At 69.2% G+C, this 23,499-nt stretch carries 20 protein-coding genes and 3 pseudogenes; 11 read left to right on the top strand and 12 right to left on the bottom strand.

Features of this window, described 5'->3' with window-relative positions:
- Positions 1–112 precede the first annotated feature (112 nt).
- A complete protein-coding gene (locus tag OHA11_RS10655) occupies positions 113–325 on the bottom strand; it encodes a DUF5999 family protein (RefSeq protein WP_266494553.1) in 213 nt (70 codons plus the stop codon).
- Between the two features lie 169 nt (positions 326–494).
- On the opposite strand from OHA11_RS10655, the pseudogene OHA11_RS48320 reads away from it, so the two are divergent.
- Positions 495–632: pseudogene (locus OHA11_RS48320) on the top strand (DUF6299 family protein); the annotation flags it as partial.
- A 122-nt stretch (positions 633–754) separates the two neighbouring features.
- Here OHA11_RS48320 and OHA11_RS10645 read toward each other — a convergent pair.
- Positions 755–2,599, bottom strand: coding sequence for a hypothetical protein (locus tag OHA11_RS10645; RefSeq protein WP_266494550.1), 1,845 nt, complete (start codon positions 2,597–2,599; stop codon positions 755–757).
- A gap of 651 nt (positions 2,600–3,250) precedes the next feature.
- Between OHA11_RS10645 and OHA11_RS10640 the strand changes: the two genes are divergently transcribed.
- On the top strand, positions 3,251–4,234 hold the full coding sequence (locus tag OHA11_RS10640) for an SMP-30/gluconolactonase/LRE family protein (RefSeq protein ID WP_266494548.1): 984 nt from the start codon (positions 3,251–3,253) through the stop codon (positions 4,232–4,234).
- Between the two features lie 107 nt (positions 4,235–4,341).
- Here OHA11_RS10640 and OHA11_RS10635 read toward each other — a convergent pair whose 3' ends face one another.
- Positions 4,342–5,331 carry a LacI family DNA-binding transcriptional regulator gene (locus OHA11_RS10635; RefSeq protein ID WP_266494546.1) on the bottom strand — a complete coding sequence of 330 codons (990 nt, stop codon included), beginning with the start codon at positions 5,329–5,331 and terminating at the stop codon, positions 4,342–4,344.
- Positions 5,332–5,474: 143 nt separating this feature from the next.
- Between OHA11_RS10635 and OHA11_RS10630 the strand changes: the two genes are divergently transcribed.
- From OHA11_RS10630 to OHA11_RS10600, 7 genes are all read left to right on the top strand, one after another.
- Positions 5,475–6,299 (top strand): ABC transporter permease, encoded by an 825-nt coding sequence (locus OHA11_RS10630; RefSeq protein WP_266494536.1) that lies wholly within the window; start codon positions 5,475–5,477, stop codon positions 6,297–6,299.
- Positions 6,296–7,084, top strand: coding sequence for an ABC transporter permease (locus OHA11_RS10625; RefSeq protein ID WP_266494533.1), 789 nt, complete (start codon positions 6,296–6,298; stop codon positions 7,082–7,084). The genes OHA11_RS10630 and OHA11_RS10625 overlap by 4 nt, the downstream gene beginning before the upstream one ends.
- 118 nt (positions 7,085–7,202) lie before the next feature.
- Complete coding sequence (locus OHA11_RS10620) at positions 7,203–8,213, top strand: ABC transporter ATP-binding protein (protein ID WP_266494531.1); 1,011 nt, start codon at positions 7,203–7,205, stop codon at positions 8,211–8,213.
- Complete coding sequence (locus tag OHA11_RS10615; RefSeq protein ID WP_266494530.1) at positions 8,210–9,256, top strand: ABC transporter substrate-binding protein; 1,047 nt, start codon at positions 8,210–8,212, stop codon at positions 9,254–9,256. Before OHA11_RS10620 ends, OHA11_RS10615 begins: the two co-directional genes overlap by 4 nt.
- Positions 9,253–10,302 (top strand): nucleoside hydrolase, encoded by a 1,050-nt coding sequence (locus tag OHA11_RS10610; RefSeq protein WP_266494527.1) that lies wholly within the window; start codon positions 9,253–9,255, stop codon positions 10,300–10,302. Before OHA11_RS10615 ends, OHA11_RS10610 begins: the two co-directional genes overlap by 4 nt.
- A gap of 134 nt (positions 10,303–10,436) precedes the next feature.
- Positions 10,437–12,131 carry an adenine deaminase C-terminal domain-containing protein gene (locus OHA11_RS10605; protein WP_266494525.1) on the top strand — a complete coding sequence of 565 codons (1,695 nt, stop codon included), beginning with the start codon at positions 10,437–10,439 and terminating at the stop codon, positions 12,129–12,131.
- Positions 12,132–12,841: 710 nt separating this feature from the next.
- The gene (locus OHA11_RS10600; RefSeq protein ID WP_266494523.1) at positions 12,842–14,113 is read left to right on the top strand and encodes an IS110 family transposase; all 1,272 of its coding nucleotides are present in this window, start codon (positions 12,842–12,844) and stop codon (positions 14,111–14,113) included.
- A gap of 170 nt (positions 14,114–14,283) precedes the next feature.
- Here the strand turns inward: OHA11_RS10600 and OHA11_RS10595 are convergent.
- Positions 14,284–14,832 (bottom strand): annotated as a pseudogene (locus OHA11_RS10595) (transposase family protein); the annotation flags it as partial.
- Positions 14,833–14,865: 33 nt separating this feature from the next.
- On the opposite strand from OHA11_RS10595, the gene OHA11_RS10590 reads away from it, so the two are divergent.
- A complete protein-coding gene (locus OHA11_RS10590; protein ID WP_266507876.1) occupies positions 14,866–15,144 on the top strand; it encodes a hypothetical protein in 279 nt (92 codons plus the stop codon).
- 234 nt (positions 15,145–15,378) lie between these two features.
- On the opposite strand, the gene OHA11_RS10585 is transcribed toward OHA11_RS10590, so the two are convergent.
- From OHA11_RS10585 to OHA11_RS10565, 5 genes are all read right to left on the bottom strand, one after another.
- Positions 15,379–16,086, bottom strand: coding sequence for a nitroreductase (locus OHA11_RS10585; protein ID WP_266494521.1), 708 nt, complete (start codon positions 16,084–16,086; stop codon positions 15,379–15,381).
- Between the two features lie 235 nt (positions 16,087–16,321).
- Positions 16,322–16,693, bottom strand: coding sequence for a hypothetical protein (locus OHA11_RS10580; RefSeq protein WP_266494519.1), 372 nt, complete (start codon positions 16,691–16,693; stop codon positions 16,322–16,324).
- A 32-nt stretch (positions 16,694–16,725) separates the two neighbouring features.
- Complete coding sequence (locus OHA11_RS10575; RefSeq protein WP_266494516.1) at positions 16,726–16,908, bottom strand: NAD(P)-binding domain-containing protein; 183 nt, start codon at positions 16,906–16,908, stop codon at positions 16,726–16,728.
- Between the two features lie 109 nt (positions 16,909–17,017).
- Positions 17,018–17,614, bottom strand: a complete 597-nt coding sequence (locus OHA11_RS10570) for a TetR/AcrR family transcriptional regulator (RefSeq protein ID WP_266494514.1) — start codon at positions 17,612–17,614, stop codon at positions 17,018–17,020.
- Between the two features lie 546 nt (positions 17,615–18,160).
- Positions 18,161–19,840, bottom strand: coding sequence for an ISAzo13 family transposase (locus tag OHA11_RS10565; RefSeq protein WP_266494512.1), 1,680 nt, complete (start codon positions 19,838–19,840; stop codon positions 18,161–18,163).
- 143 nt (positions 19,841–19,983) lie between these two features.
- Here OHA11_RS10565 and OHA11_RS10560 point away from each other — a divergent pair.
- Positions 19,984–20,907 (top strand): annotated as a pseudogene (locus OHA11_RS10560) (ISAzo13 family transposase); the annotation flags it as partial.
- 151 nt (positions 20,908–21,058) lie between these two features.
- On the opposite strand, the gene OHA11_RS10555 reads toward OHA11_RS10560, so the two are convergent.
- From OHA11_RS10555 to OHA11_RS10545, 3 genes are all read right to left on the bottom strand, one after another.
- Positions 21,059–21,661 (bottom strand): transposase, encoded by a 603-nt coding sequence (locus OHA11_RS10555; RefSeq protein WP_323186546.1) that lies wholly within the window; start codon positions 21,659–21,661, stop codon positions 21,059–21,061.
- Entirely contained in the window at positions 21,586–22,128 is a 543-nt protein-coding gene (locus OHA11_RS10550; RefSeq protein WP_266494510.1) for a winged helix-turn-helix domain-containing protein, read from the bottom strand. Before OHA11_RS10550 ends, OHA11_RS10555 begins: the two co-directional genes overlap by 76 nt.
- Before the next feature lie 63 nt (positions 22,129–22,191).
- Entirely contained in the window at positions 22,192–23,454 is a 1,263-nt protein-coding gene (locus OHA11_RS10545) for an IS4 family transposase (protein WP_266494508.1), read from the bottom strand.
- Positions 23,455–23,499 lie beyond the last annotated feature (45 nt).

Below are 23,499 nucleotides of genomic sequence, written 5' to 3'. Positions count from 1 at the left end.
TCAATGCGTCGCGATACTGCGGTGCTTCGTCCTTGCTGTTCTATTCGGAGCAGCTGTCGGAGCAGCTGTCGGAGCGGCTGTCGGAGCGGCTGTCAGAGCGGATGAGGGGGCGTCAGGCCGCGATCGTCAGCTGCTCGGCCGGCACCCGATGCGGGGCGACGACCCGCCCGTCGGGCAGCAGCGCGCCGGTGTCGTCGAAGACGATCGAGCCGTCGCACAGCAGGTACCAGCCCTGCTCGGGGTGCGAGGAGACGATGTGCGCCTCGGCCTGGTCGGCGCGCGCGGAGCGGTCGGGGGACGGGCACGAAGACTGGTGGGAACACATGGTGTACCTCCACGTGCGATGAGTTGGGGCGGCGTTGTTGTCGCCCGTATGGATAGACCATGCGCCCGTCGCGAACTCATCGGAACAGCGGGGAGGGAAGCGTGACAACACGCGGACAACACTCGGACGCGCCCAGGACGGATGGTGCGGACTCGCCACCAATGGGGTGATGATCACGCGCACGAGCACACCGGGCCGGTACGTCGGGGGCACCACCGCGGTCTGCGACGGCGCCGAGCACCCCTGGACGAACACCGACCGGACGGGGCCGGGACGGTTCAAGCCGGGCGCGGCCCGTGTCGAGGCCACGGTGATGGAACTGCGGTCCGGCGGCGGGCTTCCGCTGCCGGACCACAGTTCCACGCGCGCCAGCGCCAGGACGTCACGCTCGTCGACTGACCGTCGAGGCGCACCTGACCACCGCCGCGCCTACCCGCCGCGTCCCAGGAGACGCGGCGGGCGGGCCCAACTCGGTGTCGCCACATGCGACCGTGACCCCTGTCGGGCGTTCCCCTCGGCCGGTGGACAACCGCCCTCGTCCGAGGGCCCGTTCACATAGCTGGAGTCCAGCCGGTACAACCCCGCCCGCCGCACGGTCAGCCGCGTCCAGGGTCCGTCCGGCCGTACGCAGGCCCCTGCGGCCCGCAGCCACGGCGAGTACCGGACCCGGACGGTCACCGTCCCGGCCCGCGGCACCCTCAGCACCACGGCCGCCTCACCCGCCCGCACCACCCGGGCCGGCGCCGAGACGAGCGGCTCCGCGTCCCTGACGCGGTAGATCCTCCAGTACGCGTCGTGCCACACGGGCACCAGCCAGTCCTGCCCGGAGGCGACGAGGGCGGCCTCGTGCCTGGCGGGACCGTCGGGTGTTCCGTCGGGTACGACGACGTATCCCACGGCCCAGTGGCGCAGCCAGGCGTGGTAGCGCGGAGCGTCGAGCGCGGCCTCGTAGAACAGCCGCCCCCGCTCGACGTCCAACTGCCGGTTCCAGCCCCGCATCAGCTGCGCGTGCGGTGCGAAGAGTGCGGCTTCGCGGTGATCACGGGCGGGGACCACCTCGACCCGGTTGCGATTCGCGTTGAGCCGGTCGAGCTTGGCGAGCACCCCGTCGGTGTGCGTGGCCCAGGCCGGTACGGACGCGGTGACCCGCAGGTCGATGGCGGTCGTTATGGCGGGCCAAGCGACCGACATGGCGAGTGCGAGAGCGAGCGGGCCGGTCCAGCGGGCCGTGTTCCGGTGCGCGGCGGCCCAGTGTGCGACGGTCCGCCGCACGGAGGTCAGCCGCCAGGAGGTCTGCCGTGCGGAGGGCCGGGGGTGGTCACCGGACCCGGCCGCGCCCCGCACACACGCGAGCAGTACTGCGGGAGCGAAGAGCGCCGCGAGCCGCTCCACGTTGGTGCCGATCGGTGAGGGCACGAGACAGGTCAGCACGACCCCGACGGCGTACAGGACCGCCCCGCCCCGCACGACCCGCCACGCGCGGGGAGCCGCCCACACCACGGCGCCGGACAGCAGCAGGGGCATCACCGTGCGGAACGCGGGCATGGGCTGCTCGCCCTGGAAAGGAAACAGCAGTGCCGTCGAAGCGCAGACGGCGACGGGCGGCAAGGAGAGGGCGAGGCACTTGGCGTACTGCCGGTCGAGCAGATACCCGGCACCGGCCACGAGCAGGAAGAGCCCGGCCACCGGACTGGCCAGGGTGGCCAGCAGCGCTCCCAGGGCGCCCGCGGTCAGCCGCACCGGCCGCTCCGGACGCCCGGCCACGGCCAGGAGGCCGACGAGTCCGAAGGCCAGCCCGAGGGCGAACGTGGTGCGCCCCGAGGCGACGTTGGCCCACAGCCCGAAAGCGCCGAGCAGCGCGGGCCACCGCGGCGACCTGGTGACGGTCCGCTCCAGTAGCGAGCCCAGCAGCCAGGTGGCGGCCACCCCGGCCAGCACGGAGGCGGTCCGTACGCCCAGCACGGCCATCAACGGAGGTGACAGCACGCTGTAGTTGGCGGTGTGCGTACCGCCGTACCAGAACAGTCCGTACGCCGTGTCCGGGTTCCGGGCGAAGAATCCCGCCCAGGCGTACTGGGCCGCGAGATCGCCGCCGCCCGTCGCGAGAAGCGTGGCCCACACCCCGTACAGCGGGAGGACGGCGAGGACCGCGAGCACCGGGACGCGGCCCGCCCGCAGCCGAAGGGGCCGGTGCGCGGGCTTCCGGGGGGCTTCGCTGACGCAGTCCGGTCCGGAGGGTGCCGAGGCGACCACGGAGAACGGCTGTACGTGCATGGAGTCGGTTCCTGGGGCAGTGCGGGCGGGGCGGACGGGTTGCTGTTGGAGAGGTAGATGCGGTTCTCGCCGGTGACGTTCACTGCTCGACGTCCACAGACGGTGAGTAGGAACAGCCCTACCAGGCCACACACGTGACCCCGCTCAGCCTTTCTGCCGTACGCCGGAAACCGCCCGCCCGGTTCAGTGACCGGTCCAACGAACCGCGGTCGGGGCCGTCACGTGCCGCGCGACCGTCCGGCCCGACCGTCGCGCATTGATCCTTTTTGACACCTGTCTGCTTTTTTGACAGGTGTCCACCTTCGATATGTGACCCAGGAAGACGGGACGTCCCGCACCCAGGACCGGCGGGTGCTGCGCCTGCCGCCGCCCCGGACGAGGGAGCTGGTCGTCGATCGTGCCTTGGAACCAGAAAACACCGGGCGCGGAGCCGCCGCGCGGTACGGGCGGAACGAGCGGTGCCCGCGAGGCGAAAGTGACAGGGGATCGACAGCAAACATAGGGGGTTCACGGGAACGCCGTTGCGCGATAGTCCGTTACGAGCGAACGGAACCGTCAACACAACCGTCAACGAATCTCTCAACTCCTTGTGGAATCAGCAGAGTTGACCGAGTTGGCTTAGTCCCCACACGCCACGGAGGCCCGGAAACCATGACCCGGAACCACCCTCACCCCCAACCCCCTGTCCACCCCCGACCGCACCCCCAGCCCTCCCGCCGCACCTTCCTCGGCGGCACCGCACTCGCCACCTTCGGTCTGGCGGCGGCCGGCGCCGGCACCGCGAGCGCCGCACGGGCGAAGGCCACCTGGCCGACGGAGTTCCAGCTGCCGAACGGCTTCCTCCCCGAGGGCATCACCATCGGCAGCAAGCCGTACGCCTACATGGGCTCGCGTGCCAACGGCGCCGTCTTCCGCACGGACCTGCGCACCGGCGAGGGCGAGGTCCTCTACGCGGGCGGCACCGGCCAGGTCTCCGTCGGCCTGAAGCTGGACGACGACGGCCTGCTCTACATCGCGGGCAACACCGGGGTGGCCCGGGTTGTCGACTCCCGTACCGGTGAGCTGGTGGCCACGCACCAACTCACCGAGGCCACCGGCCACTTCATCAACGACGTCATCCTGCACAAGGACCGCGCCTGGTTCACCGACTCGCGCGACGCCGTGCTCCACGGTGTCCCGCGCGGCCGCTCCGGTGAGATCCGCGCCCTGCCGCTCACCGGCGACTGGACGCAGACCCCCGACGTGAACAACGCCAACGGCATAGTCGCCACCCCCGACGGGCAGGGCCTCATCGTCGTCAAGAGCACGCCGGGCGAGCTGTACAACGTGAGCCTCAAGACCGGCAACGCCACGAAGATCACGCTGGTCGGCCAGGCGAGCGTCGTCAACGGCGACGGTCTGGTCCGCATCGGCCGCACCCTGTACGTCGTTCAGAACCGCCTGAACCTCATCAGCGTGTGGGACCTCGACGCCGGGGCCACCACCGCCACGCTGCGCACCACGATCACCGACCCACGCTTCGACGTGCCCACCACTGCGGCCCGCTTCGGCAACCGCCTGTACCTGGTCAACGCACGCTTCACGACGCCCCCGACACCGGAGACGACGTACAACGGGGTGGCGGTTTCCCTCTGACACAGAGGTGTCTGACACAGAGGTGTCTGACACGGAGGTGAGGGTGGGGCTCCGGCCGACCGGAGCCCCACCCTCCACCGCTCATCCGGGAAACGGCACCCGTCCTCCTACCCGGGGCTCCGGACCGGTGCGCGAGCGGTGGAGCCGCCGACGATCAACTCGGTGGCGATGCGCAGCCGTCGGGCGCGCTTGGGAGGTTTCGTCTCCTGGAGCAGGCGGACCGCCGCGATGCCCGCCTCTTCGAGCGGGACCCGTAGCGCCGTGGTGTCGGGCCGGTCCGTGCTGATCGAGGTCAGGTCGTCCGACGCGGCCAGGCTGATGTCCTCGGGGACCCGCACACCGGCGTCGCGCAGCCCCAGATGCAGGCCGAGCAGCAGGTAACTGCTGTACGCCACCACCGCGGTGACGCTCCGTTCGGCGGCGATGCGCTCGGCGACGGCCAGCCCCGCGTCGATCCGGGGGGCGACGGGACCGAGCACCGTGAGGTCGACACCGCTTCGGCGGGCGGCCTCCTCGACCGCGCTGTTGCGCTGTGCGGCCATCCATGAGCCATCCGGGCCGCCCACATGGGCGATGGCCCGGTGACCGAGGCCTGCCAGGTGCGTGACGATGTCCGCGACGCCGCCGGGGGTGTCGATCAGGACGCCGGGCACCGCGGGCACGGTGCGGTCCACGGTGACGACCGGCAGCTTCGAAGTGAACCCCCTGATCGCCGAGTCCGGGCTCACCGGCGCTATGAAGACGAGCCCGTCGACGCGTGAGGCGAGCTTCCCCGCCAGCTCGTGCTCACTGCTCTGCGAACCCTCGGAGACGGCGAGCAGGATGTTGTCGCCGTGCTGGGACAGCGCACGCTGCACGCCGGTCACGATCGGGGCGAAGTAGGGGTTGGCGAGGCTCGGGACCAGAACGCCGATCAGGCCGGTCCGGCCGGTGGTCAGCGCCCGGGCGCTCGCGTTGAACTCGAAACCCATGGTCCCGGCGGCGACCAGCACCCGTTCGCGGGTGTCCGCCGCGACCATGTCGGGCCGGCTCAGCGCGCGTGACGCGGTCGCCTTGGACACCCCCGCCGCGCGCGCGACGTCAGCCAGCGTCACCATCTCGCCCCCCAGTGTGTGCGTAACGGGATCTTTACACGAGCGCGTTGACGCCTCGATCCGGCCGAAAGTATCGTCCACGTCGACCGGTTGTTGCAACCGGTTGCAGCAACCGGTTGTAGGAATCTCTGAGAGGGGGTGTGAGTATGTCCCGGAAGGCCACCTTGGGGCTGCTGCTCGCGCCCGGCCTGGCCCTGCTGGCCTTCGGCTTCGCGTTCCCCTTCGTCGTGACGCTCTTCGCGCCGCCCGCCGCCGACCACCCCGACGTGCTCGGCAAGTTGGGCACCATGCTCACCGACAGCTACGTACTGGGCGTGCTCGCCCGGACCGTACGCGTGGCCGTCACCGTCACCCTCGTCTGTCTGGTCTTCGGCTTCCCGACGGCCTATCTCATCGCCCGAGCTCCCAAGAGCCGCCAGGGCCTGCTGCTCGCGCTCGCGGTCTTCCCGCTGCTGCTCAGCACGGTGGTGCGGACCTTCTCCTGGCTGGTCATCCTCGGCCGCAACGGCCTCATCAGCGATGCCGTCCTGGCGACCGGAGTCACCGACCGTCCGCCCGAGCTGCTCTACACGGAGTTCGCCCTGGTCGCCGGTCTCACCCAACTGTTCATGCCGCTGATGATCCTCACCTCGTACAGCTCGCTGTCGCACATCGACCCCGGCCTCGAAGACGCCGCCCGCGGCCTCGGCGCGAGCCCCGGCCGGGCCTTTAGGCAGATCGTGCTGCCGCTCGCCCTGCCCGGCGTACTGGTGGGAGGGACCCTGGTGTTCGCCGGAGCTGTCACCGCCTTCACCACACCGCTGCTGCTCGGCGGCTCCCGCAACCGCACCCTGGCGACGCTGCTCTACGACTACGCGAACGTGAAGCTGGACTGGGGCGGGGCCAGCGCCGTCGCACTGATCATGACCGTACTGGTGCTCGTGGTCGGCTGGGCCTCGGGCCGGATATCGGTGAAGGTGGCCACGTCGTGATACGCCGACGCCCCGTTCTCTCCCTCCTGTCCGCCCTGGCCATGGCCTTTCTGCTCGGGCCCATCCTGCTGGTCGTCGCCATCGGCTTCTCGTCCGGCGACACCGTCGAGTTCCCGCCGCCCGGCTTCTCGCTGCGCTGGTTCGACCAGGCGCTGTCCAACTCCACGTTCCAGCAGGGCCTGTTGACCAGTCTGCTGGTGGCCGCGGCGGCCACCCTGTTCGCGCTGGTGCTGGGCATCCCGGTGGCCCTGGCCGTGCAACGCCACACGTTCCGCGGCCACAAGGCGGTCGAGACGCTCTTCCTCTCACCCGCGATCGTCCCCGAACTGGTCCTGGGCTTCGCGCTCTTCCAGCAGCTCATGGTGACCATGCGGATCACCGCGCTCGGCGCACTGCTGATCGGCCACACCGTCCTGCTGCTGCCCTACGCGGTACGCGTCACGGGCGCCTCGCTCGCCCTGTCGGACCCCGCCCTGGAAGAGGCCGCCAGGGGCCTCGGCGCCGGACCCCTGCGGACGTTCTTCGCGATCACGCTGCCGGTGATGGCGCCCGGCATCGTATCGGCGGCCGTCCTGTCCTTCCTGACCTCGTTCAACAACGTCCCGCTGTCACTGCTGCTCAAGGGGCCCGGTATCTCCACACTGCCCGTCGAGATGCTCAATTACGTCCAGTTCTCCTACGACCCCATGGTGGCCGCGGTCAGCACCCTGCTGCTCGCCGCCACGGTCGGCGCGGCCCTGCTGACGGAGCGCCTCGTCGGATTCAACAAGGTCTTCAGTCGGTGAGCACAGCACGCAACGACCGTACGCAACGGCAGCACGCAACGGCAGCACGCAACGACAGTACGAAACGGCAGCACGCAACGACAGTACGAAACGGCAGAAAAGCGATAGGAGCACGACGATGACGCCGGTGGTTCAACTCGACGCCGTCTCCCGGGAGTTCGCGGGCACGCCAGCGGTACGGGAGCTCGATCTGACCGTGCGCCGTGGGGAGTTCACCGCGTTGCTCGGCCCCAGCGGCTGCGGCAAGACCACCACCCTGCGCATGATCGCCGGGTTCCTGGAGCCCACCGCGGGCCGCATTCTGCTGGAGGGCGAGGACGCCACCAGGCTCCCCCCGGAGCGCCGCAACATCGGCATGGTCTTCCAGTCGTACGCGCTCTTCCCGCACATGACCGTGGAGAAGAACGTCGCCTTCGGACTGAGGATGCGGGGCATCCCGGACGGCGAACTGCGCACCCGCACGGGCGAGGCGCTGGAGCTGGTCGGCCTGTCGCACCTCTCCGGCCGCAAGCCCAAGCAGCTGTCCGGCGGCCAACAGCAGCGCATCGCACTGGCCCGCGCCGTCGCCGTACGCCCCTCGGTACTCCTCCTCGACGAGCCCCTGTCCAACCTCGACGCGCGGCTGCGCATCCAGATGCGCCAGGAACTCGCCCGTATCCAGAAGGAGACCGGGCTCACCGCGATCCTGGTCACCCACGACCAGGAGGAGGCCCTGGAGCTCGCCGACGACATGGTCATCCTCGATCAGGGCACGGTCGCCCAACAGGGCGCCCCGCGCGAGGTGTTCCGCGCCCCCGCCAACCGCTTCGTCGCCGAATTCCTCGGCTACGAGAACTTCGTCGAACTGCCGGACGGCCGTACGGTCACCATCCGGCCGGAGCACGTCGAGGTGCTCACCCCCGAATCCGCCAACTCCACACCCTCCGGCGGTACCACGGTCGACGCCGTGCTCACCGCCGTGCGGTTCCGCGGCACCGACTGCGTCGTCACCGCCGTGTCCGAGGGCCGCACCGTCCTGGCCACCAGCAGCGACTTCGAGCTGCACACCGGCCGGCAGGTGCGCCTCCATCTCCCCGCCGCGCACACCATCGACCTCCCCCGGACGAAGCAGGAGCTGCCCACCTCATGAGACGACTCGCCACCACTGCCGCCGCCACCGCGCTGGTCCTCCCGCTGGCCGGCTGCGCCGGATCGGCCGCGGGGGAACAGGACCCCAAGAAACTGACCGTCTCCACCTTCGGCTTCGGCGCCGACCTGTTCGAGAAGAACATCGTCAAGCCGTTCGAGAAGGAGACCGGCATCGACGTCGAGGTCGAGAGCGGCGACAACGCCGAGCGCCTCACCAAGCTCAAGATCAACCGCAGCAACCCGACGGTCGACGTCGCCATGCTCTCCGACCTGTTCGCCCAACGGGGCCGTGAGCAGGGCCTGTTCGACAAGATCGACCCGTCGGCCCTCCCCAACCTCGACAAGATCCACGACTTCGCCAAGGACAAGGACGGCTACGCACCCGCGTACACGTACCAGCTGCTCGGCATGCTCTACCGCACCGACAAGTTCGACAAGGCGCCCGGCATCAAGGACCTCTGGAACGCCGAGCACAAGGGCAAGATCGCCATCCCCGACATCTCGACCAGCGCCGGAGTGCCCTTCCTCTACGCCACCGCGGCGACCTACGGCTCGGGCCCCGAGGACACCGACACGGCGTTCAAGAAGCTCGCCGCCAACTCCCCGAACGTACTGAAGTACTTCAGCCGCAGCACCGAACTCATCAGCCTGCTCGACCGCGGCGAGGTGGAGATGGCCCCGGCGCTCGACCTGTTCGCCATCGACCCGGCCAAGGCGGGCAAGCCGATCGCCTGGGCGCCCCTCGACAAGGGCCGGTACGTGGTCTCCAACACCGCGCAGCTGGTGAAGGGCGCGCACAACAAGGAGGGCGCGGAGAAGTTCATCAACTACCTGCTGTCGGCGAAGGTCCAGGAGAAGGCCGCGGCGACCTTCCACGACAAGCCCGTCAACGAGGACGCGAAGATTCCCTCGGACATCACCAAGGTGGTGGGCGACGCGGCGACCGACCCCGCGGCGGCCGGCTTCACCGTCCCCGACCTGGAACTGGCCGTGAAGAACAACGACGAGTGGGTCGACCGCTTCCAGCGCGAGGTGTCCGGGTGACACACCCGCAGCCGGTCGAGCTACCGGTCGAGCCACTGGTCGCGCGGCTGGTCGAGCAACCTGTTGAGCAGCCGGTCGCGCAGCCGGTCGTCATCGACTGCGACCCCGGTATCGACGACGCCGTCGCGCTGCTGCTGGCCTTCGCATCGCCCGAGCTCGATGTCACCGGCATCACCACCGTCGCCGGGAACGTCGGGATCGGGCAGGTCGTCGACAACGCGCTGCGACTGTGCGATCTGATCGGGGTGGACCCGCAGGTGCCCGTGGTGCGCGGGCATGCGGGGCCCATCGCCCGCGCCGTCCGCATCCCGGACGAACCCGTGCACGGCGAGGGCGGGCTCGGCGGCGTACACCTCCCCGCGTCGGCGCGTACGCCGCACCCGGCGCACGCCGTCGCCTGGCTGGCCGCCCAGCTGGGGGACCGAGGGCCCGCGGCCACCACCGTGATCGCCACGGCACCGCTCACCAACATCGCCGCGCTGCTGCACGCCCACCCGGAGGCCGCTTCGTCGATCAAGGAGATCGTGCTGATGGGCGGGGCGGCCTTCGCGCCGGGCAATGTCACGCCGTCGGCCGAGTTCAACTTCTTCGCCGATCCCGAGGCCGCCCGGTTCGTGACCGAGGCCGGGGTGCCGCTGCGGATCGTCGGGCTCGACGTGACCCGCAAGGCGCTGACGACCCGGGCCGACATCGAACAGCTGCTGGCCGACGGCGCGCCCGCCACCGGTGCGGCGGGCCGGATGCTCGACCACCTCGCCACCCGGTACGAGCAGCGCCACGGCGTCGCCGCCTGCGCGGTCCACGACGCGCTGGCGGTGGCCGCCACGGTACGCGCCGACCTGATCGAGTGGACCGACGCCTGGGTGACGGTGGAGTGCGGCGGCGAGTTCTCCCGCGGCAAGCTGATCGCCGACGTACACGGACGCACCGGGCAGCCGCACAACGCCAAGGTGGCCACCGGCGTCGACACCGACGCCTTCCGCGCCTTCCTCGTCTCCCGCCTGCTGCGCCACTACGGCGCCGATGCCCACGAGCCCATTCGCTGAGGCCGGCATCGGGCCTCCGCCGCCGCGATCCGCGGACGCTGACACGTCCGCCGACCCGACGCAGCGAACCCGACGACCGGCGCTCACCACCGAAGCCGACGACCGAAGCTGACGACCGAACGAGAGAACCGTCGATGCCTGCGCCCAGCCACTGTGACCTGCTGATCCGCGGAGCCCGCGTGGTCTCCGTACACACCGGGGAACAGACCGCTGCCGATGTCGCCATCACCGGCGACCTGATCCGCGCCCTGCTGCGCCCCGGCACACAGATCGACGCCGGCCAAGTCATCGAGGCCGACGGCCTCTTGGTGGCGCCCGGTTACGTCGACGCGCACATGCACATCGAGAGCTCGCTGCTCGCACCGCGCGAGTTCGCGCGGATCACGCTGCCCCGCGGCACCACGACGGTCCTCGCCGACCCGCACGAGATCGTCAACGTCGCCGGGCGCGAGGCCATGGCCTGGATGATCGAACAGGGGCGCGGCGCCCGGCAGTCCATGCACTGGGCGGTGCCCTCGTGCGTACCGGCCCTGGAGGGCTTCGAGACGGCGGGTGCGGTGCTCGGCGCCGACGACATCGCCGACATGCTGGACTGGGAGGGTGTCACCACGCTCGGCGAGGTGATGGACTACCGGGCCGTGGTCGACGGCAGCCGCCGGATGCGCGAGATCGTCGCCGTGGCGCGTGCCAAGGGCGTACGGCTGGACGGGCACTGCCCCAATCTCTCCGGCGACGACCTGGGCGAGTACCTGTGGGCGGGCATCGACTCCGACCACACCAAGAACTCCCCGGAGGTCGCGGTCGAGAAGGCCCGGCTCGGCATGCTGCTGATGCTCCAGGAGAAGTGCCTCACCCCGGAGTTGGTGAGCCGGCTTGCCGCGCTGCCGGTGCAGCCGGACTTCTGCCTGGTCACCGATGACCTCGCGGCGGACGCCATCGTCGAGCGCGGCCACCTCGACCACATCGCGCGGGTTGCCGTCGGCGCAGGCATGGACCCGCTCACGGCGCTCCGCGCGCTGACCCTGCACCCGGCCCGCCGCCTCGGCCTGGACGACCGCGGGGTGGTGGCCCCCGGACGGCGTGCGGATCTGGTGCTGCTGCGCGACCTGACCGACTTCACGCCGGTCATGGTCGTCTGCGGCGGCGAGCGGGTCGCGGAGAGCGCCCCCGCACACCTGTCCGGCAACCCCTTCGCCGACTCCGTCCACCTCGACCCGCTGGACGCGGACGGCTGTGCCTGGACGGTGGACCTGCCGGACGGCGAGCACGTCTTCCGGGCCCTGCGGGTCAATCCGGTGGACACGTTCACCGAGCCCGCCGAGGTCGTCCTTCCGGTGCGGGACGGTGTCGTGCAGTGGGAGGGCCGTACCGCGGTACTGGCGGTGTTCGAACGCCACCACCGCAGCGGGCGGCGCACGATGGCTCCCGTGGTCGGTTTCGAGCTGTCCGACGGTGCGGTCGCCACCACGTACGCGCACGACAGCCACAACCTGACGGTGACCGCCACGACGGCCGCGGCGCTACGCGAGGCCGCCAACCGTGTCATCGCGTCACACGGGGGGATCTGCGTGATCGCGGAGGGCGATGAGCCGGTACACCTGCCGCTGCCGGTGGCCGGGGTCCTGTCCGACCGTCCCGCCGACGAGGTGGCCCACGACGCGGCCGCGATCCGCGAGGCCCTGCACCGCTGGGGCTGGGTGCACCGGAACGCGTTCATGTCCATCTCGACCATGACTCTCCCGGTCTCCCCGCAGGTGAAGCTGACCGACCTGGGGCTGGTGCGGGTGGTCGACCGGGCTTGGGAGCCGGCCGTTCTGACGCTTCGGTAGATGCGGCGCACCCCTGGCTGAGTCCCTTTGACGCTGCGGCCCTCGCCAGTGAATCGGCGCTGATCCTGCGCGACCTGGAGCAACAACGTCAGGCGTTGACGCAGGCCGAGCGAGCGGTGGCGCTTCGGGAGACGGGACGAACAAGGTCCCTGGCACTGAGCCGCATTGTCCTCGTGGACATCCATGTCCGGCGCGGGGACCTCGACGCCGCAGGGAGCGTGGGACACAAAGGAATTGCGGCTTGGAACAACACGCCCTGCTTCACGGCGCCCTGCGCACGCCTCGGCGGAACAGGGCGGCGACAACACCGGCACGCACACAAAGCCCCGAAGCGCGTAAGCAGATGCTGTTGTCGAATCCCGTCAGACCTCCAGCAAGTGGGCCGTGAGTCCCAGCGACACGCCGTAAACCCGGCGTGTCGCTGGGACTCACGCGACAATTGCTTCGCCCCGCGGATTTGCCAACAGGTTCGCCAGGCCGGCTGCGCTGGCCTCCTCGGTGAGGGGAAAATCGGGGCGGGCGCCCGGTAAGCCGAAGATTCTGTGATGCCGGTCAGCTCGCCCAACAGGATGGCGATGGGGATCCGCCAGCGGACTTCGGTTTGCGCCACGGCCACCGCGGTGACCGGCAGCGCGTGTGTCAGACTCAGCGGCTTCCCGGATCCCTCCGGGCGCCCGTTCGATCGGCACGCGTGCGGGAGGGACACAGCGATGGCCAGACAGGATGTGAAGGACGAGGTCCTCTATCTGCGGGCGGCGGGGCTGGATCTGGGCAAGCGGTTCCTGCTGGCGTGCGTACGCACGCCGTGCGTGAAGCGGCCCGGGACCTGGACGCTGGAGACCGAGCGGTTCGCCACCACCCCGGCCGAGATCCGGCGGCTGCTGGCCTGGCTGCTCGAGCGCCGGGGCGAGGTGGTGGTGCTCGAGGCGACCTCGGACTACTGGCGCCACACCTACTACACCTTGCAGCCGCACCTGAACCTGATGCTGGTCAACCCGGCCCGTCTCAAGGGCATCCGGGGGCGCAAGAGCGACCCCAGCGACGCCGCGTTCCTGGCCCGGGCGGGCGCCTCGGGGATGGTGATGGGTTCCTTCGTGCCCGAGCGGGAGATCCGCGAACTGCGGGATCTGACCCGCCGCCGCACGCAGCTGATCACGGCACGCGGGCAGGAGGCCCAGCGGCTGGAGAAGGAACTCGAGGACACCGGGATGAAGCTGTCCTCGGTGCTCAGCGACATCACCGGGGCCGGCGGACGCGCCATCATCAACGCGCTGATCGACGGCGAGCGTGACCCCCGGGCGCTGGCCGACCTGGCCATCCGGCGGGCCCGCAGTAAGATCCCGGCCCTGGTTGAGGCACTGGACGGCACGTTCACCGAGCACCACGCGTTCATGTGCCGGCATTACCTCGACGAGATCGACCACCTCGCTGCCACGGCCGGCCAGCTGGACCAGCGGATCACCGCGCTGCTGACCCGTCTGGAGCACAACAAGGACGTCGAGAACCTGGACACCATCCCCGGCATCGGCCCCGCGGCGGCTGAGATCATCATCGCTGAGACCGGTGGGGACATGGCCCAGTTCGCGACCGCCGGCCATCTCGCCTCCTGGATCGGGGTCTGCCCGGGTATGAACGAATCCGCCGGCGTCACCAAGTCCGCCCGTACCCGCAACGGCAACAGCAACCTGAAACGGCTGCTGGGCATCGCCGCGATGTCGGTGACCCGGAACAAAGACTGCTACCTCAGCGCCTACTACCGGCGCATCGCCGCCCGCCGCGGACGGCAGCGGGCCCTGGTCGCGGTGATGCGCAAACTCGCCGTCGCGATCTGGCACATCCTCCGCCACAAGACCCGCTACCAGGACCTCGGCGCCGACTACTTCACCCGCCGCGACCCCGAACGCGCCATGCGCCGCATGACCAAGGAAGCCAACCGCCTCGGCCTCACCGTCCGCTTCGAGCCCATCGCAGCAACGGCCTGACCAGCACACTCACTCAACTTTTCGTGTCAGCATCCGCGTAAGCACTCCGGGGCTCTCCGCGGAACGGACCTGCCGGTCCTGTTGACCAACCGAAGACCATGCCTTTCAACTAAAGGGTGTTGTACAAGGCCGTGTTCGGGCAGGCCAGGGCCTGGAAGCGGGTTGTCCGTTCATGTTGCGCGGGCGAGGTTGTGCATGTGGGCGACGGCCTGGACGGCGTGGTGGAGGCCGTCGCCGCGCTGCCGGCAGTCGCGGAGGATCTTGTAGGTCTTCAGGCGGCCGATGACATGTTCCACGCGGGCGCGGACCTTGCGGTGGGCGGCATTGTCGTCCTCCTCGCCCGGAAGCAGACCCCGTCCCGGGCGTTTTCGGTGCGGCACTGCCATGCCGCAGTTGAGGTAGGCGCCGTCGCCGAGCACCGTCACGCCCTCACAGTGTCGGCTCAGCCCGGACGCGCGCCAGGCGTGAGCGTCCGCCGTGGTGCCTGGCACCGGACGCGCTGCCGCGATCACCGGCCGCGTGTCCGCGTCCACGATGACCTGCACGTTCGCCGAGAACCGGTAATTGCGGCTGGATGCGGCCACCGTCCGGTCGCGGAGCGGGATCAGCGTGCCGTCCACGATCCACATGCGTTCTGGGGCATCGGCCGGGCGGGAGGCGGGCTCGATCGCGAGCAGCGGCCCCAGCCGTTGGATGACCCGGCACACGGTGGAGGAGGAGCGAGGGGCTCGCCCCCTACTCTTGCCGGTGACGTGCAGAGCGTCCTGGCGGTCATGCCGGACGCCAGGCTCACGCCGGTGCAGCCCTTCGAGGTTGAGGTGCAGGGAGAGACCGTTGCCATCCCCTCGCGGATCTTCAACGAGGAGCCGGAGCCCGACTGGCAACGGTCACTGACCAGAACTCAGCAGGCGATCTTGCATTGCCTGTATGCCCGGCACATTGATGGCCGGGTCCGCCAGCGCCACCTCGAACAGATCATGGCGTCGAGCGAGCCATGGGTTGTCCCATTCGTGGTGACCGCGCTTCCGTGATGGCTACGGCCAAATGCTTGATCGGGTCCGTACCATGTCGAACCGCCCCATGGCGGAGTTGACTTTGTATCTCAGTGCGGGAGTCGTTTCGAGGTGACTGTGTGAGTCACCGCCTGACGGGTTTCGCGATATGGGTTTGCTTTGACGTCACCCAGGGGCTTGGGGCGGGACGATGGAGTGCGCTTCTGCCGCAGGGATTCGGAGGTGACCCCGCTTACCGTCGGCAGAGAGCAGTTATTGCTCGTCGAGGACTCCTGGGGTTTCGTGCAGGACGACGCTCTGCTTCAGCGGAACCCGTCCCATGCGGAAGCTGTTGGCAGGTGCGGCCTGGTCGGCGGTGCCGAAGGAGATGCCGAACAGCAGCTTGAGGTCTTGGGGGACCCCCAGGGCCTCGCGGATGGTGTCGGCGTAGAACCCGAGCATGGTCTGCGGGATGCCGTCGTGGCCACGGGCTGTCAGCGAGAGCAGGAAGTTCTGGGCGTACATGCCGATGTCCCCGGCGGCCCGCACCCCGTCGCCGAAGGCTGGCATGAAGAGAAAGGCGACGTGAGGTGCGCCGTAGAAGTTCAGGTTCTCCCGGGCCGCGGCCTTCCTCGCCGTCCGGTCCGAGCGTGGTATGCCCATGGCCTGGTAGAGGGTCGCGGCTTGGTCGTGCGCTCGGTCCAGGTAGGTGCCCTCGCCGAAGTCGGCGTAGTCGAAGGTGAAGTCGTAGGAGGACCGCCCCTCCTCATCGGCCTGGAGCAGTTCCTTGCTCAGGGCGTCCCGGGCCGCACCGGAGACGACGTGCACCGTCCACGGCTGGGTGTTGCAGTTCGATGGGGCGCTTTGCGCGTCTTCCAGCACACCGCGGATGTCCGCAGGGGACACCGGAGCAGGCAGGAACCTCCGCACGGAGCGCCGGGACCGGGCGAGGTCGGTGAAGGGTATGGCTGTGGTGGGCAAGGCGATTCCTCTGAAGGTGTGTTCGGTTCCCGTGAGCGCGACTCGCTCACAGGGGGAGCAGGATGTGGCGGCAGTGCCGGGTGTGTCAGCGGTGGAGGGAGCGGTTGAGTTCGACGACCTCCTGAAGCGTGGGCGTGGCGGTGAGGGCGGCGAAACGCTCCATCTGGCGATCACGGTTGCGCGGGGCCCAAGGCCCGGTCGGCTGCCTGAAGGGCCGGCCCCAGGTCCTCAAGGCTCAGCTCGGTGCAGTAGGCGGGTGCCATCGGCTGCTGACGCCAGGAGTCGGCCAAGGTGCCGGCGTCGAGGTGGGGGCGAAGCCGCTCTCGTCCACCAGGCCCATGGCCACGCGCCGGGCCTCGTCAATGTCGGCGGCCACCGGGAGCGCGATGCGGTCCGGGGCGCCCGCCGGTAGGCCCTTGGTCTGCAAGGTGTCGGCCAGGACGGCGTTCCATGCCTTCACCACGGGCCGCCCCAGCTGCTGGGCCACCCACAGGCTCTCCACCTGGCCGCCCTCCACCGCCTCGATGGGGCCGCTCAGTTGGGGGTAGTAGTCGGAAGTGTCGATGACCCCGGTCTCACCGGGCACGGAGGCGAAGAGTCCCGCCATCGTCGGGATTCGCCCGAAGGGAACAGACAGGATCACCACGTCCTTGCCTGCACCGCGTCGGCTGCCCGTACCGCTTGCGCCCCGAACTCCAGCACCTCAGCATCGATGGTTTCCGGACCTCGGGAGTTCGCCACCTGTACGTCGCGGCCGCCCGCGCTGAACGTGCGCGCCGGCGTCTTCCCGATCGCGCCAGTGCCGATAACGCCAATTCCCATGATTTGTCCCTCTCGAAGTGCGCCACTCCCCTGGCGGGGGAAGGGTGCTGACCGTGCGACTCCTGGCCGACTGATCGGCAGGCCCGGCCCTGTCTTCCCCTGCCGGGGGCTACGCCTGGTTGTCCCGCTCGCGGTATCCGCTTTCGATGAGTGCGCGCAGACGGTCCAGCGACGCCTCGTCGGTGGCGTCGGTGCCTTTGATCCAGGCCACGGAAACGGCCGCGAGGAAGAGGTCGTAGCCCGTCACCGACGCTCTCGCGTGCCCCGCGAGCTGCGCGGCCCGCACGTATTCGTCAGTGGTGCCGATGAGGAGGTCGCAGGGCAGGGTGAGTGGATTGTCCGGCTTCTGTGCCCTGGCCGCGGTCATGAGCGGTTCCGGCAGTCCACTGAAGGCGCTGAAGTACTCCTCCATGGCCCGCAGCCATTGTCGCAGCGCCTCCGAGGCGTCGCCGAGCTGCGCGATGTCCGCCCGGCGGGCCATCAACTCCTCGGAGCGCGTCTGCAACACGGCCGCCAGCAGTGCCTCCCGGGTGGGGAAGTGCCGGTAGAGCGTGCCCGGACCGACGCCCGCCTCCTTGGCCACCGCCTCCAGCGAGGCGCCGACCCCGAATCGCAGGAAATGATGCTGCGCCGCCTCCAGGAGGGCCGCACGATTGCGCTGGACATCCGCACGGGGCCTGCGCCCCTGCTGCCCTTCGACGTTCACACACCCTCCTACCTGACGCGATGCCGCGGCATGACAAAACGGAGGCTGCCTCCGTACGGGATTGAGTGTAAAACGGAGGCAGCATCCGGTCAACTCGGCCGATGCCACTTGGAGGGCGTGAGCGACCGAGTCCCCTGGTTGCACGCTGCGGATGTACCGCAGAGGTGTCACATACCTCACCGAACGACACCTCTAGGGCAGCGAGCCGGATCGCCCGCACCAACAGGATGGATACGTAGCGCTCGTAACAGGATCTTGTTGAAGTGCCCTGCTCGGGCGTGACTGTTGTGACGATCTGACCGTTCGGGTGGGTGTGACGACTCGGCCGTGGATCGTGGACGACGACTTGTGGGAGCCGATCGAATCACTGCTGCCGCCCTGGCCCGAGCGGTCGCCGGGGCCGAAACCGGTGCCGCGGTCTTCGACGGGTTGCACCGCATTCTGCTCGCGAGACTGAACGCGGCCAGCGAGGATGCACTGCTGGGCGTGCGCGTTCTGCCGTCCGGACACCAAGCTGGGGATCCCGGACTTAGGGCCCGTAAAGAATCAAGGTGAGGGTTTTGCCTGTGGTATGAGGGCGGCGCCGTGTGTCGCGGCGTAGACGAAGAGGCCGGTGAGGGTGGTCAGGTGTGCCGCTGCGGGGCCATGGGTGTGTCCGTGCTGGTCCATGAGGTGTCTGATCTCGCCGGTGGCCTCGCGGATGGTGTCCTTGCTGACGGTGAACAGGCGGGCGAGCACGGTGGGCGGCAGGGCGAGGTGCTGTTGCAGCACAGTGGCCAGGACTCGGTCGGCCAGGTCCAGTTTGGCCCTGCGGCCGCCGCCCGGGGCCCGGCGCCGTTCGCCGCCGTCGCGCCGGGTGGTGCGGTCCGGTGCGTGCAGCGCCTGCCATTCGGTCGCCAGGGCCTCGGCCAGCGCGGTCAGTGCGGTGCTGGTCATGCCGGTCAGGGCGGGGTGCGACAGTGCCCCGCGGTCGAGGCCGGCGGCAGGGCTGTCGGAGTGCGCCGACTCGGCGGTCCGGGGGTGCACGGTGTAGTTCCATTCCCCGTGGAAGGCATGGCCGGTCAGCGGCACCGCGTTCAGCTCGACGTCGCTGACCTTCACCCCGGTGGGGTAGCTGCCGGGGTCCAGTTCGGCGTGGACGCTCAGGCCGGTGTGTGTGGTGGTCGCGGTGATGGTCTGCACGATGACTTCGTAGCTGGTCAGCGGGCGGCCGCGCCAGTTCATCGTGATCGCGGAGAACAGCCGGTGCTCGATCCGGTTCCATTTCGATGTGCCCGGAGGCATGTGGCAGACCGTGACGGCCAGGCCCGTCTCGGCGGCGAATGATGCGAGTTCGGTCTTCCAGGCGCGGGTGCGGTAGCCGTTAGAACCGCCGGCATCGGCGGTGATCAGGAGCCGGGTGGCCCGCGGGTAGTCGAAGCGCCCTTGCCCGCTCCACCAGCGGCGGATCGATTCGACCGCGAAGGCCGCGGTGTCATGATCGGTACCGACGCTGACCCAGCCGGTGTTCGCCGCCAGATCGTAGATGCCGTAAGGCAGGGCCTTGCCCAGTGCGTCACCGGGGAAGTCATGGACGTCGACCCGCACCGGATCACCGGCCGGCCGCCACTCGCGTCCGGCATTCTTGAACTCCCCGACGACTTCCTTCTTTTTCGTGTCCACGCTGACCACCGGCTCGCCACCCGCCTGATGGTCCTTGACCTGGTCGTTGATGTACCGGAACTGCGTGTCCCGGTCGGGGTGCTGAGCGCCCTCAAGAGTCTTGGCATTGGCCTGCAGGCTGAAACCGTTCTCCCGCAGCAGCCTGCCCACGGTCGGCGCCGACGTGGCATGGCCCTGCCGGGTGAGCTCCCCGGCCAGAGACCGCAGCGACTTCGTCGTCCACCGTAGCGGCGACATCGGATCGCCCCGCTCGTCCGGCTCGACCAGCGCCAGCAATGCCGGAACCAGCAGCGGGTCAAGCTCCTCGGCGTTCTTGCGACCGCCGCCGTCCCGGCGGACCCGGCCATCGGGCAACGGGCCCTCGCCGCCCTCCAGCTCGAAGACCCCCTTCCGCACCGTCGTCTCGCTCACCCCCGCGGCACGCGCGACGGCCCGGACCCCGCCGTGCCCCAGCAGCCGGGCCTCGGCGGCCAGCGCCAGCCGCTGCTGCCGCTCATTCAGATGAGGGAACAACACCCCGAATCTCAGGGCAAGTTGGTCACGAACCTCGCTCGGTATGCGCATACCACACCAACGACAGTGAGACCGTGAAGCAACGTGTTGATTCTTTACGGGCCCTTAGGGCTTGCAGAGAATCAACCTGTTGCTTCCGGCATCTGGGCTCGTTCACGTGGTATGCGCGCATCCCTGACCCGACTTGTGACCAACTGGCTGTGAAGTTCGGAGTGTTGTTCCCGCACTTGGACGAACGGCAGCGTCGGTTGCTGATGGGGGCCGAGGCCCGGGTCCTGGGGCACGGCGGTGTCCGGGTGGTCGCGCAGGCGGCTCAGGTCAGCGAGACCACGGTCCGCAAGGGCGTGGGTGAGTTGGAAGCGGGCGAGAGTCCGCTGGGGCGGGTGCGCCGTCCCGGCGGTGGACGCAAAAGGGCCGCCGAGGTGGACTCGGGGCTGCGCCCGGCCCTGCTGGCGCTGGTTGAGCCGGATGTGCGCGGGGATCCGGTATCGCCGCTGCGCTGGACGACCAGGTCGACGAGGAAGCTCGCCGCCGCGCTCACCCGTCAGGGGCACAAGGTGAGCGCGGACACGGTCGGGAACCTGCTGCGGGAGGAGGGCTTCAGTCTGCAGGCCAACGCGAAGACGATCGAGGGCGCACAGCACCCGGACCGTGATGCCCAGTTCCGCTACATCAACGACCAGGCCAAGAACCACATCGGCGCGGAGGATCCGGTGATCAGCGTGGACACCAAGAAGAAGGAGTTGGTCGGCGACTACAAGAATGCCGGGCGTGAGTGGCAGCCGTCGGGCGAACCGGTGCTGGTCAAGACGCATGACTTCCTGGACCGGCAGGGACCGGGCAAGGCCATTCCGTACGGCATTTATGACCTCGCGGCGAACACCGGCTGGGTCAGCGTCGGCACCGACCATGACACCGCCGAATTCGCTGTCGCCTCGATCCGCCGCTGGTGGACGGCCCGCGGCCGGCACGACTACCCGCACGCCACCCGTCTTCTGATCACCGCGGACGCGGGCGGCTCCAACGGCTACCGCACCCGGGCCTGGAAGAGTGAACTGGCCGCTCTCGCCTCCCGGACGGGCCTGCAGATCACTGTTTGTCACCTACCGCCCGGGACCCAATTCCGTTGCTTGACTACTGAACTATCGAGGGGTGCAGTGTGATGACCTTGGCTGTGATCTGTCGCGTCGGCCGCCGGTCCCGGGTGTTGATCCGGTAGGAGAGCTTCGAGGAGTACTGAGGTTGAACTCGTGGTGGCGGGCCGGTCGGTCATCCGGCACTCATGATCAGTCCGGTCTCGGTGAGGCAGCCGTCGATCAGGTCTGACCGGTACTGGATCTTCTTGAGCTTGCGCTTCATGACGCGGGACAGGTGGTCGAGGTTGGCGGCGGCGAAGTCGGTCAGGCCGCGCTTGACCAGCGACCAGATGCCCTCCTGCGGATTGAGCTCGGGAGCGTACGACGGCAACTGGAACACCGTCAGCCACTCCTCGTTCTCCACGAAGAACAGCGCGAGCTCGTCGACCAGGTGGACGTTGAGATTGTCCCAGACCCAGACCACGGGGGCCTTGAGCTGGTTGTGCGCTACGACGATCAGGTCGCGGTAGTCCTGCCATCCGAAGCTCTTCGCCTCGCCCTTCCGTCCCCGGTACACGTGCAACCGGTAGATCAGACGCGATCGTTCGCCGCTCCTGAAGCAGACCACACCCGCCACAGAGACCCGTCCCCGGTTCGAGCCGCGCACCCGTACCACCGGTGTCCGGCCCTGCGGCGCCCACGTGTGTCCCTTCGGCGGCCTCAGTCCCTGTCCTGTCTCGTCCTCGAAGCAGATGTAGGCATCCTGGGCCGCCGCGGTGGCTTTACGGTCTCCCACACCTCACTCCGCCACCGCTCGACACTCGCGTCGTCCCGCTCCAGCGCCCGCCTCGCCGGCACCTGCGGGGACCAGCCGTGCCGCCGCATCAACTTCCAGACCCCCTGCACCGTGTACTCCACCAGGAACAACCGGATGATCAGCGCACGGATCCGCACCAGCGTCCAGCCCTGCTCCCCGTCCCAGCCGTGCGCCATAGTGCCGCGCTCCAACTCCCGTACGAGACGCTCCCATTGCGCCGGGCTCAACAGTTCCACGCACATCGGCCCCTTCGAGCGCAGCGCCTCCGCCCCGCCCTCGCGCCACGTCCTGCGCCACTTCTCCACCTGACGCTCCCCGACCCGGAGCTCACGCGCAACGTCCGTGGTCTTCTCCCCGCGCGCGAACCGCTCCGCGGCCTCCAGCCTCAGCCGTTCACGAGCCACCTGCTTCTTCGGCGTCAGCCCGCCTCCCTGCGCATACCTCATAGCTCCGGCATACCGCAACGATCACGAAACGTCAGATCCCCACCCGCCACCACGAGTTCAACCTCAGTACTTCGAGTCCGGACGCTTCAGATGCCGGTCCGCCTCGCGCAGGCACCTGGCGCCGTTGTCGAGCTTGCGGTGCACCTTCGCCGCCAGCACGGCCAGAAACTCTTTGATCTTCGCGGGTGCGTCCGAGCACTGGCGAATTACGCTGCGCCGGGCGTGCTTGAGGACCTTGACGAACGAGACCCGGTCCGGATCGATCCCGTTGTCGTCGGCCAGACCTACGATGACCTGCGTGAGACAGTGATGCACAGCCAGATGCGCCCAGACCTCCTGACGCACCAGATCCGGATCGCCCGAGCGCAGTACCTCGACCGGGCCACGCTGGAACGTCTTGATCTGCCGGAACGCCGACTCCGCCTCCCATCTCGCATGGTAAAGCCCTGCCAACTCCGCCGCCGGGTGAGCAACCGGGTCCACCAGATCGGTCAACAGCCTGACCACATCGCCGCTGTCGACGCGGTACTCGATCACCCGGACCACCACCCCGCCGGGGTGCGCGCCTTTCTGCCCGGCCAGGTTCATCCTCGCCAGATAGGTGCCATCGGGCAGGTGCTCGACCGGACGGGCCGCGACGCTCGAACGCGCCCGGATCAGCAGATGCGCCCCGGCCCCGGTATATGCCTTCCACAGCGCCACCCCGGGAAAGCCCCGGTCCATGATCACCAGCATCCCGGCGGCCGAGCCGGCCATTTTGATCGCCAATTCCGGCTCGCCGCCATTGAACCCGCCCACCGCCGCGTCGACCTGCGCGTGCGTGCCGCACTCGGTCAGCGTCACCACCCGCGCCTGCGGGAACCCCGCGGGCTGGCCATTCTTGACCGGCCCGCCGAACGCGGCTCGGTTCGCCGTCGTATCCGGCACATCCAGCACGAACCCGTCCACCGCAGCCAACCGCATCCCGCGATGGAAGGCGCTCTCCAAACCGCAGGAGGTCAAAGGGCCGGCCAGCTCGCGGAACAGGGTTTCCAAGACCAGCGGACCCAGGCGCCTACGCGCCCGAGTGAACGAGGACTTGTTGGGGATACTCCCGCTCAACTCTGCTTGGTAGCCGACCAGTTGCTCCGCGACATCGTCGTAGGAGTCCTGCTGGAACAGGGCCAGGGCGAGCGTGAAGTAGACCATGAACCCGGCCGGCAGGGCACCGGACTTCTTGTCTCGAACCCGGCATTTCTCAAGCACCTCAGCGACGAGCTCCGGGGTCACCCATCGGGTCACCACCCCCAGCCGCACATGATCGGACAACCCCACCCACGGATGCATGCCGGGTCCAACGACCGCACTCCTGCAACGTCACCGAGAACTACT

Source organism: Streptomyces sp. NBC_00878, assembly GCF_026341515.1.
Lineage (GTDB): Bacteria > Actinomycetota > Actinomycetes > Streptomycetales > Streptomycetaceae > Streptomyces.
The sequence above is the reverse complement of the archived record's forward strand: the minus strand, read 5'-3'. Positions and strand labels throughout refer to the sequence as shown.